Raw genomic sequence first — 10,743 nt, forward strand, 5'->3', positions numbered from 1 at the left:
CGGGATCGGTGTGCTCGTCGTGCCGCAGTCCCTCGCTCGCCTGCACCACCGCCGCGACGTGACGTACCGCCCGGTCACGGACGGTCCGGGGTCGCAGGTCGCGCTCGCCTGGGTCGAGGAGCGGACGACCGACCTCGTCGAGGAGCTCGTCGGCATCGTCCGCGGGCGGACCGCACGCAGCTCCCGGGGTCGGGTGCCGCGGGTCCCGGAGCCCGAGGTCGCGCAGGGCACGGGCGCGAAGGGCGGCAGCGGTGCGAAGGGCAGTGGCGCGAAGGGTTCCGCAGCCGCCAAGAGCAGCGACAGGCGCAAGCCGACGCCGCGCGTCCCCGGCGACGAGCGTGCGCGCAGTCCCCGCGGCGCCTCCGGCGGACGCGCGAAGCCGGCGGCCCGGCGCGGCAAGCCGGGCCCTCGTGGGTCGCGCTGACCGTCGTCGGGACCCCCTGCGGCGGCACGGCCGTCAAGGAGCGGCACGACCTCCGGCAGCCCCATCGGCACCTGCTGCACCGCACCTCTCGGGGGTGTCCAGCGACCGGGGCGGTCGATAGCGTTGAGGCCATGACGTCGGAACCGCAGGACACCCCGCCCGAGATCGAGCCGGACACCAAGGACTGGACCTGGGTCCTGGACCAGCGGTGCCCGGAGTGCGGGTTCGCCGCGCCCGATGTGGAGCCGACGGACATCGGTGCGACCGTCCGTGCGCTCACGCCGCGGTGGGTCGGCGCCCTGAGTCGCAGCGACGCGCGGCAGCGGCCCGAGCCCTCGGTGTGGTCGGTGCTCGAGTACGGAGCACACGTCCGGGACGTGCACATCGTGTTCGGGAGAAGGCTCATGAGCATGCTCGAGCACGACGACCCGCTGTTCGAGAACTGGGACCAGGACGCGGCGGCCCTGGCAGACCGGTACGACCTGCAGTCCCCGGCGGTCGTGGCGAGCGAGCTCGTCGACGCTGCCGACGCCCTGGCCGACGCGTTCGACGGTGTGACGGGCGAGGCGTGGGACCGGCCCGGACGCCGCTCGAACGGCTCGGTCTTCACGGTCCGCACGCTCGGCCAGTACTTCCTGCACGACGTGATCCACCACCTGCACGACGTGGGCGCCTGACCCTTTATCACGGCTTCGAGGGGCTCTTGTCCACAGCCCCTGTCCACAGACGCATCCACAGGTCCCAGGACACGAGTTCGCTGGTCCCGGGTGAATTCCTCGTCGGCGGCGCACGAAGCGGCCAGAACCGCCCCTGAGACACAGCAAGGCCCCTCGGCGCTTACTCCGAGGGGCCTTCGCTGGGTTCCAGGCTACGGGAGGCCCTGTCGGACCCTGGTGAGCGACGCGCGGCGAACAGGGAAACATCCGACGACGGTCTCGTCGGCGGACGAGCGGCGGCGCCTCGCGCGGCAGCGGCGTGGCGTCCCCAGCGTGTCGTCCACAGATGTTGTCCACAGGCCTGTGTCGACAGCGCGTTCATGCAGGCCAAGCTGTGGATAGACGTGTGCACCGACCGGTGGACAAAGAAAGTTCGCACGAGCACTTGCGGGCCCGGTGCGGGAGGACTAGACCTGAGCCAACGACCTCGAAGGACCGAGATCCACCGGGCAGGACTCCCGCAAGGGGGACACTGACCGAGGACGACGGGGACCTGGAGGCCGTGGTCGAACGGAGAACGGCGGACCATCTTCGCGGGGAAACCCGGGGAGCTGCGGATGACGACGCAGCAGGATCGCAGGGACCGGGAGACCGACCGCAGGACGTCTCGACACCGAGAGACCGGGAAACCGGAGGATCATCGTCGAGGCGCAGCCGCAGAGTCATCAGCGGCCAAGCACCGCCGGTTCGCCGGCGGCGCCCCCGCGGACCAGCAAGGCCCCTCGGACGCTTACTCCGAGGGGCCTTCGCTGTTGTCGGGGGCGGTGACGACCGGGGCAGCGGTGGGCACGAGGTCGACCGACACCGACGGCTTGGCGCCGGGCCCCTCGGTGAAGATGACCCCCCGCAGCGGCGGCACGTCGGAGTAGTCACGACCCCAGCCGAGGATGACGTACCGGCTGTCGATGAACTTGTCGTTGGTCGGGTCGATCTCGACCCACGCGGCCCCGGGCACCCAGGCGGACACCCAGGCGTGCGACGCGTCGGCGCCGCGCAGCTTCTCGCGCCCCGGGGGCGGCATCGTCTCGAGGTAGCCGCTCGCGTACCGCGCCGGCAGACCGTGCAGCCGCAGTGCCGCGATCATGAGGTGCGCGAAGTCCTGGCAGACCCCGGCGCGCTGCGCGAGCAGCTCGGACTGGGTCGTGTGGACCGTGGTCGACCCGGACCGGTACGTGAGCTCGGTGCGGATGCGGTGCGCGAGATCGGCGAGCAGCTCGGCGATCGGGCGGTGCGGGGTGAACGACGGCTCGGCCCAGTCCCGGACCTCGGCGGTGAGCGCCACGTGGCGGGAGGCGAGCGTCGCCTCGCGCAGAGCGACGAGGCCGATTCCGTCGAGGTCGCGATCGAGCGGGTGGCTGGTGGCGGAGCCGGCCAGGGGCTCGTCCGGGACGTCGTCGTGCACGACGCCGTCCCACTCGTCCGCGGGCGCGGCCGCGCGGCCGGTGCGGGCGGCCCAGGCCACGTCCTCCCACGCGACGACCGGGAGACGGGCGACGTCGGCCTGCCGGCGGGTGACCGTGAGGGTCGACCGTGCGGTCACGACGAGCTTGCGGTGGTCCGTCTCCACGGCGAAGTACGTGGACCGGTTGCCGAAGTAGTCGACGTGCGCACCGGTGTCCGCGGGGGCAGGCGTGACCGTGAGGGTCGAGCTGTGGCACGTCTGGTCGGGCAGCTCGCGCGGGGTCAGGGCTGTGCGGCCGTAGGAGCTCGTGACCGGTTGGGCGTACGTGTAGGTCGTGCGGTGCACCAGGGCATACGTGCGCGGCTCGACGTCGGCCGGCTCGGTCATGCGTCGGCCTCCTCGTCAGGGTCGGTGTCGTCGGAATCGTCTGCGCCCGCGATGTCGTCCGCGCTCTCCACGCCCCACGTGTCGTCGAGCGTGCGGCTCGGCACGGGCTGGGCGAAGTGGACCAGCGCGATCTCGTCGGCCAGGGCACGCAGCCGCCACCGCATCGAGTCCAGGGTCTCGGCGAGGTGCCGGCGCCGCCCGTCGTCGGTGACGAGTGCGGCGACGGCGACCGGGTCGAGCTCGGTGAGGACGTCGGTGACGTCCTGCAGCAGTCGGTCGCGCAGGTCGGGGGCGCGCAGGGCCGTGGGGACGTCCGCGAGGTCGTCGCGCAGCCGGTCGAGCTGGAAGGCGAGCGAGCGGGGGTTCGACGGGTCGACGAGCAGCAGGTCGAGGACGCCCGCGACGCTGGCCGGCCCCTGGTTGCGGCGCCGGTACGTCAGGACGGACTCGTGCGTGATCAGGACCGACTCGATGACGAGCGCGTCGACCGCGGCGGGCCGGACGTCCGTGACGGTCGCGGCGAGCGACTCCACGAGGTGCTGGGCCCGCTCGAGTCGTCGTCCGGCGTCGAGGAGCCGCCAGCCCGCGTCCCGGACCATGCTCTCCGCCCCGATCCCTGCGAGCGCGAGCAGCGCCTCGAGGAGTCGGTCGAGGACAGGCTGCATCCCGGCGGTCTCGGCCGACGCCTGCGCCGTGAGCTGATCGGCGGCCGGCGGCTTCTCGCCGCGCGCACCGGCCAGCGAGCGCTCCATGCTCGCGAGCGGCAGCCAGCTGTCCCCCGAGAGCTGGTCGCGGACGGCCGACGAGGCGTCGATGAGCGACCGGACGGACCGGGCGACCGACCGGGGGGAGGTCCGGTCGAGCAGCAGCGCGCGCAGGTCGAGGCTCGCGGTGCGCGTCGTCGCTCCCGGCCAGGTCGCCGGGGTCGCGACGTCGGCCGCTGCCAGGAGCGCACCCAGCGCCCGGCCACCGACCGAGCGCGGCGAGTGGTGGTAGTCGTTCCACCGGTCGACCAGCGCCCGCAGGTGGCGGACGGTGTCGCCGGCCCGTTCCGCGTACCGGCCGAGCCAGAACATGTTCTCGGCGGTGCGCGGCGAGATCCCCGACACGGCGCGCTGCGGACCCGCGTCCCCCGGGCCGCTGAGCCACGGGTCGGCGAGGGTGCCCGTCTCGGACGACAGGACCCAGACGTCCCTCGCGATCGCGCCGAGGGCACCCGAGACGCGTTGCTGCGACGGGTCGGGCGCGACCCGCGCCAGTCCGCCCGCCATGACCCGGTACGAGCCGTCGTGCGCGACGGCGAAGGTCCGGAGCACGGCTGCCGACGTGTCCGGCGCCCACGGCTCGCCGACGGGCTCCTGGCCGACCCACGCGCTCGGGTTCGCGGCGATCCGCTGGGCCAGGGAGTCGAGGGCCGCAGGGTCGAGCGTCCAGCCGAGCACAGTCGTGCTCCGCGACCCGCGCGCGGTCGGCTTGAGAACGAGCCGGTCGAGGTGGGCCAGGACGTGCGCCCGCGCCGTGTCGTCGCCGCACCAGTACGTCGGCGGCGTCGGCAGCGCGAGGTCGCGACCGAGGACGACGCGCGCGAGGCGGGGGAGGTGGGCCAGCAGGGCCGGGTTCTCGAGGACCGAGCTGCCCAGCGGGTTGACGACGCTGACCGACCCGGCCCGGAGTGCACGCACGAGCCCGGGCACCCCGAGCCGCGAGTCGGACCGCAGCTCGAGGGGGTCGCAGTAGTCGGCGTCGACGCGTCGCAGGATCACGTCGACCGGCTCGAGCGCGTCGAGCCCCTGCATCCACACGCGACCCTCGCGCACCAGCAGGTCGCTGCCCTCGACCATGGGCAGGCCGAGCATCGCGGCCAGGTACGACTGGTCGAACGCGGTCTCGCTGTGCGGACCGGACGTGAGCAGCACGACCCGCGGAGACGTGGCGCCCGCGCGGGCGGCGTCCTGCAGCGCGAGCTTGAGCGCGTGGAAGAACGGCCCGAGCCGCTGGATCGACGCCTGGCGGTAGACGCCGGACCGGACGCGTGCGACGACGCGACGATCCTCCATCGCGTACCCCGCGCCCGACGGGGCCTGCGTGCGGTCGGCGATCGCGACCCAGCCGCCCGACGCGTCCCGCGTGAGGTCGGTGGCCGTCAGGACGAGCTCGCGGGCCGTGGGCAGGCGGAGCCCGTCGACGGCGCGCAGGAACCCGGGGTGCGCGAGCACGATCTCGGGGGGCAGCAGCGCGTCAGTGAGGAGCCGGCGAGCGCCGTACAGGTCGACGAGGACCTCGTCGAGCACCTGGGCCCGCTCGACGAGGGCGGCATCGAGCGAGCTCCACTCGAGCTCGTCGATGACGACCGGGACGGGGTCGAGGTGCCAGCCGGGTGCGCCCGGGGTCGCGTCGTCGGTGCCGTAGGTGACGCCGTGGTCGGCGAGCAGCGTGTCCGTCTCGGCGCGGCTCCGGGCCAGCTCGGTGCCGGTCAGCGCGTCGACGATCTCGTCGACCGCTCGGGGACGCGGCGAGGACAGCAGGTCCGTCACGCGGGCCCCCTCAGGCGCCGGGGCCCGCGCCGGGTGGCGCGCGCCGAGGGGACCACCCCATCACGCCCGGAGCCGGACCCGATGCACCGACCACGTGTCGGGCACCGGCGCGCGGCTACGGACGCACCATCCCGACCGTCTCGAGCCCTGCCGGGCCGGCCACGACGGTCATCGCGGGGCTCGCGGAGCCCTGCACCGCGGCGACGACGTCGTCGACCACCCAGGGCCCGGCCAGGCCGTCGGCGCGGGCCCACAGGTCGACCCGCGCGCCCGTGCGGTGCTCGACCGCGCCGACGAGGGCGGGGTCCGGGGCGCCGACGAGCAGCACGTAGCGCGCGCCGAGCCGAGCCTCGGGCGCCGGGAGCCGCGAGCGGTCGTCGCGGTAGACGGACCAGTGGTAGCCGGAGATCGCGCCGGCGGCCAGCAGGATCGCCACGGGGATGCGCACGTCCCGCGCCACCTGGGCGTCGAAGCTGCCCTGCAGGGCGCCCTGGATCGCGAAGAACGCGGCGACCAGGACGGCGACGATCGCAGCCACCCCGCCGAGGCCGAAGAGCACGAACAGGTAGGTCCGTCGTGTCGGCGAGCCGAGCTCCTCCGGGCCGTCGGCGTGCACGAGCCGTTCGATGCGCGACCAGAACACCCACCACAGCGGACCGCCGACGAGGAGGAGCGTCACGCCCGACAGCAGCGAGTTGACCACGGAGGTTCCGAGCTCGATGTCGGCGACCGGGATCAGCGACTCGACGAGTGCGACCACCACCAGGGTCACGCCGACGGCGGCAGCCAGCAGGGCGATCCCCGCCATCAGGTACTCGTAGACGCGGGTGACCTCGGTGCGTCCGGGGGTGGCGGCGGCGAGGACCTGCCGGTGGTACCACCAGCTCAGCGCGCCGACGACGACGCAGGCGACCGCGGTCGGGGTGCCCTCGAAGTGCTGGGCGGCCTGGGTGGAGGACGGGTCGCCGAGCAGCCAGACGAGCACCTGGTACACGGCGATGCTGGCTCCGACCACGGCCAGGACCAGCGAGACGCCGACGCCGACCGGGAGCACGTAGGCGAACCACAGCGGTGTCCGGTCGGCTGTGGACCAGGTCCGCAGCCAGTACACGACCCAGACGGGGATCCCGACGACCACTGTCGCCGCGGCCTGCGCGATCGGGCGCTCCTGCCCGACGAGCACGGTGCTCGCATCGCTCAGGACGAGAGCGGCGACGGACGCGCCCAGCAGCCAGACCAGACCGCCGACGCTCGTGCCGAGGCCGATGAGCGAGCCGATCACCAGCTGACCCTGACGGCGGCCGGCGTCGAGCATCCGGTGCGCCACGGTCCAGTGCACGAGCCAGACCGCGGTCCACACGACGAACCGGACCGCCGCGGGTCCGTCGAACGCCAGGCCCGACAGCACGGGGGCGACGACGTCGTGCAGGGCCACCATGGCCACCACCAGGGCAGTCAGGGGCGCGACTGTCAGGTAGAAGGCCCAGCCGGTGGACGCCGCCTCGTCCGGGTCCTGCCGCAGGTGCCGACGCGACCACGACGCGAGCAGGAGGAGCATCGGGATGCCGAAGACCGTGAAGGTCAACGCCCGGGCCAGGGCGGTGTTGTTGTCCCCGGCGAACGCCGCCTTCTGGAACGGCAGGCCGAGGAGCTCCGACAGGCCGGCCGCCGCGATGATCAGCAGACCGAGCAGCAGCACGTACTGGAAGAAGCGCCGGACGCTGCGCGCGTCGTTCCGTTGGCCGCCGGCACGGTTGCCGAAGTGCCGGACGGCCCACACGATCAGGACGATCGGGAGCGCGATCGAGAGCAGCGAGGACAGGACCCCGAAGATGATCATGATCAGCCCTTCGTCGACCCGCACAGGTACAGCAGCCACGGTGATCCGCTGATCTTCCAGGCCGAACCGTCGCGCTCAGCGGTGATGCGCTCGGTGTGCGTGTACCCGGAGTCCCCGAAGGGTCCGCTGTCGGCTCCCTCGGTGACGTCGACCGTCACGACGGCTGTGTCGCCGGTGACGACGGTGTCCTTGAGCACGATGCGTGCCGAGTCTGAGACGGTCGTGGCCGAGACGTCCGAGAGGCCGCAGCCGGACGTCGGCGAGAGGAGCTTCGCCGCGGCCGAGTAGTTCCCCGCGAGCACGGCCTTGAGGTACTCCTGAACGACGCCCTGCGGGGTGCTCGGGTCCAGCGTCGGTGCCGTGCGGTTCGCGGCCACCACCCCGGCAATTGCAGCGAGAACAACCACGATGCCGACGACTGCGGCGAGGACACGGTTCGGTCCGCTGGCCATGTGCCCAGTGTCATGGCCTGGGTAGGTTCCCGCAAAAGATCGACGGCTTGTCCGACGTCAGACGTTGATGACCTTGTCCGCCCAGGTGGTCCACTCCGCGAGCTCAACCATGGACGATCGGTGCGCCCCGTCGAGCAGCCGGTCGGCGTCCAGTCCGCGCGCGTCCATGCATGTGCCGCAGACGCCGACCAGACCGCCGGCGCGCACCAACGCTGAGGTCTGCTTGCCGGTGTTGTAGAAGCCGTCGGGCACCTTCTGGCCGGTGCTGCTGGAGAGCACAGCGTCGCCGAAGAGGAAGACGCGCACCTCGTCCCCGTTGTGGGCCAGCTGCAGGGCCCAGCGCAGCCCGTTGTACACGCGCTCGCTGCCGTAGGGCGGGTCGTGCAGGGCGAACAGGATGGCGCTCATCGCTTCTCCAAAGATCCGTGGAACAATCGATCCGAGGTTAGGGTGACGCGTCACTCACTGTCCAGCTGCGCTGTCCCCGTCCGAGCAGGAGGAGATCCGTGAGCCGCAGGGAGGCCAAGGACGCCGTCTTCGAGCAGTTCGCGCGCATCGGCAAGGCGTTGGCCAGCCCGAAGCGGCTCGAGCTGATCGACCTGATCGCCCAGGGCGAGCGCTCGGTCGACGCACTCGCCCAGGCGGCGGGGATGAACCTCTCCACCGCCTCGGCGAACCTGCAGGCGCTGCGCCACGCGCGCCTGGTCACCACCCGACGTGAGGGAACGAAGGTCTACTACCGGCTCGCCGGGCCCGGCGTCGCCGACCTCTACCTGCAGATCCAGCGGATCGCCGAGTCGCACCTGCCAGACCTCGCAGCGGCGCGATCGGCCTTCCTCGGACCGGAGGACACCGAGGAGATCGGGCGCGACGAGCTGTGGCGCCGGATCCAGGACGGCACCGTGACGGTGATCGACGTCCGGCCCGCCGAGGAGTTCGCCCGCGGTCACCTGCCCGGAGCGGTGTCCATCCCGCTGGACGACCTCGGCGACCGTCTCGGCGACCTCCCGCCGGGGACGGACGTCGTGGCGTACTGCCGGGGGCCCTACTGCGTCCTGTCGCGCGATGCCGTGCGGATGCTGCGGGTCCACGGTCTGCCCGCCCGGCGCCTGTCCGACGGCGTCCTCGAGTGGCGCGCGGCGCTGCTGCCCGTCGAGTCCGCGGACGTCGCATGACCACGGCCATCCCGATGCCCTCCCGGCCCATCTACCTCGACCACAACGCGACGACGCCGGTCGATCCGCGCGTCGTCGCGGCGATGCTGCCGTACCTGACCGAGCACTTCGGCAACCCCTCGAGCACGCACCCGTTCGGCGCGGAACCACGCGCCGCGGTGGCGACCGCGCGGGTGCAGGTCGCCGACCTGATCGGCGCGCAGGCGGACGAGATCGTCTTCACGGCGACTGGTTCGGAGGCGGACGCGACCGCGATCCGGGGCGTGGTGACCGCCGCGCGTCGGGCCGGCGTCGAGCGGCCGCACGTGATCACACAGGCGACCGAGCATCCCGCCGTTCTCGCCGCGTGCTCCTACGCCGCGCGGCATCACGGCGCCGTCGTCACGGTGCTCGATGTCGACATCGACGGCCTCGTCCACCCCGACCAGGTACGCCGCGCCATGACCGACGACACGGTGCTGGTCTCCGTCATGCAGGCCAACAACGAGACGGGAGTCCTGCAGCCGATCGCCGAGCTCGCCGCCACGGCGCACGAGCGCGGGGCGCTGTTCCACACGGACGCCGCACAGAGCGTCGGCAAGATCGCGGTGGACGTCGGCGTCCTCGGGGTCGACCTGCTGACGCTCGTCGGCCACAAGATGTACGCCCCCAAAGGCATAGCCGCGCTGTACGTGCGCACCGGCGTGGACGTCGAGGCGCTCGTCGGCGGGGGCGGGCAGGAGCGCGGACGGCGTGGGGGGACGGAGAACGTGCCGTCCATCGTCGGGCTCGGTGCGGCGGCGCGGATCGCGGCCGACGAGCTCGCTGCGGGGTCACCGGAGCGCCTGGCGATCTTGCGGGATCAGCTGCTCGACCTGATCCGCGGCTACGCACCGGGCCGGGTGCACGTGAACGGTGCCGGGGCGCCGCGGCTCCCCCAGACGCTCAACATCAGCATCGACGGCACCCAAGGGCACGCCGTCCTGGACCAGTGCCCGGGTGTTGCCGCCTCCACGGGATCCGCCTGCCACTCCGGGCAGCACAGCCCCTCACCCGTGCTCACCGCGATGGGACTCACGCCGGAGCGGGCGATGGCGGCACTCCGCCTCACGCTCGGCCGCTGGACCGACGGCCAGCAGATCACTGCCGCAGCCGACGAGCTCGGGCGAGCAGTGCGCTGAGCCGGCGAGCGCCGATACCTCGCGGACAGCCGACGCTGGGTGTGCGAGCGGGCGAGCTGGTGACCATCCCCCTGCAGGGTGAGGACGAGGGACCTGTCATCGGTCCCGAGCCAGGGGATCTCCTGACCTGCCGTTCGCTCTGATAGTCAGGCAAGCCAACAAGCACCGACGAGGAGAACCGTCGATCGCCGAACGCGGCTCGTGCAATCTCAGATCCAGACGGGTGCGATGGGGCGAGCTCCTTCAACCGAGGCGTAGCTTCGCCATATGGGCAGGGGGTGACTTCACCCACGCTCGACTGAGTCGGGGTCAAAGACGACCACGCGGTCGCCACCGGCTGCTTCGGCGGCGTAGAGGGCGTCGTCGGCATCTCGCAGAACGTCATCGACATTCTGACCGGCCTTGGCGATGGTGACCCCGACGCTGAGTCTCGGATTCAGTGTGTTCCCCCGGAACTCCAGCGGTGCGGAGGTCGCCTCGTGGATCTGGGAAGCGATGCATTCCGCGTCGGTCAGGTGGTGGACCCCTCGAGGATGACAGCGAATTCGGCCCGGTGGGCCATCTGTGCGGCCGCGTGGCGCGTCTGGGTGATGTCCTGCATCTGGGCGGTTCGCGGACTCTGAACGCTACGGGTGGCAGGTGGCTCTCCGGGT

At 72.5% G+C, this 10,743-nt stretch carries 9 protein-coding genes and 1 pseudogene; 4 read left to right on the forward strand and 6 right to left on the reverse strand.

Annotation, left to right across the window (positions count from 1 at the left end):
- Window positions 1-424 (forward strand): annotated as a pseudogene (locus VFW79_RS06475) (LysR family transcriptional regulator); the annotation flags it as partial.
- A gap of 131 nt (window positions 425-555) precedes the next feature.
- Window positions 556-1,101 carry a DinB family protein gene (locus VFW79_RS06480; protein ID WP_329676502.1) on the forward strand — a complete coding sequence of 182 codons (546 nt, stop codon included), beginning with the start codon at window positions 556-558 and terminating at the stop codon, window positions 1,099-1,101.
- A 769-nt stretch (window positions 1,102-1,870) separates the two neighbouring features.
- Here VFW79_RS06480 and VFW79_RS06485 read toward each other — a convergent pair.
- The 5 genes from VFW79_RS06485 to VFW79_RS06505 form a co-directional block, all read right to left on the reverse strand.
- Window positions 1,871-2,929: a transglutaminase family protein gene (locus tag VFW79_RS06485; RefSeq protein WP_329676503.1), complete on the reverse strand. Its 1,059-nt coding sequence runs from the start codon at window positions 2,927-2,929 to the stop codon at window positions 1,871-1,873.
- Window positions 2,926-5,463 carry a circularly permuted type 2 ATP-grasp protein gene (locus VFW79_RS06490; RefSeq protein ID WP_329676504.1) on the reverse strand — a complete coding sequence of 846 codons (2,538 nt, stop codon included), beginning with the start codon at window positions 5,461-5,463 and terminating at the stop codon, window positions 2,926-2,928. The genes VFW79_RS06485 and VFW79_RS06490 overlap by 4 nt, the downstream gene beginning before the upstream one ends.
- A 115-nt stretch (window positions 5,464-5,578) precedes the next feature.
- The gene (locus VFW79_RS06495; protein ID WP_329676505.1) at window positions 5,579-7,342 is read right to left on the reverse strand and encodes a DUF5671 domain-containing protein; all 1,764 of its coding nucleotides are present in this window, start codon (window positions 7,340-7,342) and stop codon (window positions 5,579-5,581) included.
- Entirely contained in the window at window positions 7,306-7,755 is a 450-nt protein-coding gene (locus tag VFW79_RS06500; protein ID WP_329676506.1) for a hypothetical protein, read from the reverse strand. Before VFW79_RS06500 ends, VFW79_RS06495 begins: the two co-directional genes overlap by 37 nt.
- A gap of 57 nt (window positions 7,756-7,812) precedes the next feature.
- Window positions 7,813-8,163, reverse strand: a complete 351-nt coding sequence (locus VFW79_RS06505) for a DsrE/DsrF/TusD sulfur relay family protein (protein ID WP_329676507.1) — start codon at window positions 8,161-8,163, stop codon at window positions 7,813-7,815.
- Window positions 8,164-8,261: 98 nt separating this feature from the next.
- On the opposite strand from VFW79_RS06505, the gene VFW79_RS06510 reads away from it, so the two are divergent.
- Entirely contained in the window at window positions 8,262-8,930 is a 669-nt protein-coding gene (locus tag VFW79_RS06510) for a metalloregulator ArsR/SmtB family transcription factor (RefSeq protein WP_329676508.1), read from the forward strand.
- On the forward strand, window positions 8,927-10,090 hold the full coding sequence (locus VFW79_RS06515; protein WP_329676509.1) for a cysteine desulfurase family protein: 1,164 nt from the start codon (window positions 8,927-8,929) through the stop codon (window positions 10,088-10,090). The genes VFW79_RS06510 and VFW79_RS06515 overlap by 4 nt, the downstream gene beginning before the upstream one ends.
- A gap of 284 nt (window positions 10,091-10,374) precedes the next feature.
- Here the strand turns inward: VFW79_RS06515 and VFW79_RS16500 are convergent, their stop codons facing one another.
- Window positions 10,375-10,635 (reverse strand): diguanylate cyclase domain-containing protein, encoded by a 261-nt coding sequence (locus tag VFW79_RS16500; RefSeq protein WP_414647896.1) that lies wholly within the window; start codon window positions 10,633-10,635, stop codon window positions 10,375-10,377.
- Between the last annotated feature and the right edge of the window lie 108 nt (window positions 10,636-10,743).

The sequence above is a fragment of the Cellulomonas sp. genome, from assembly GCF_036279715.1.
Taxonomy (GTDB): Bacteria; Actinomycetota; Actinomycetes; order Actinomycetales; family Cellulomonadaceae; genus Cellulomonas_A.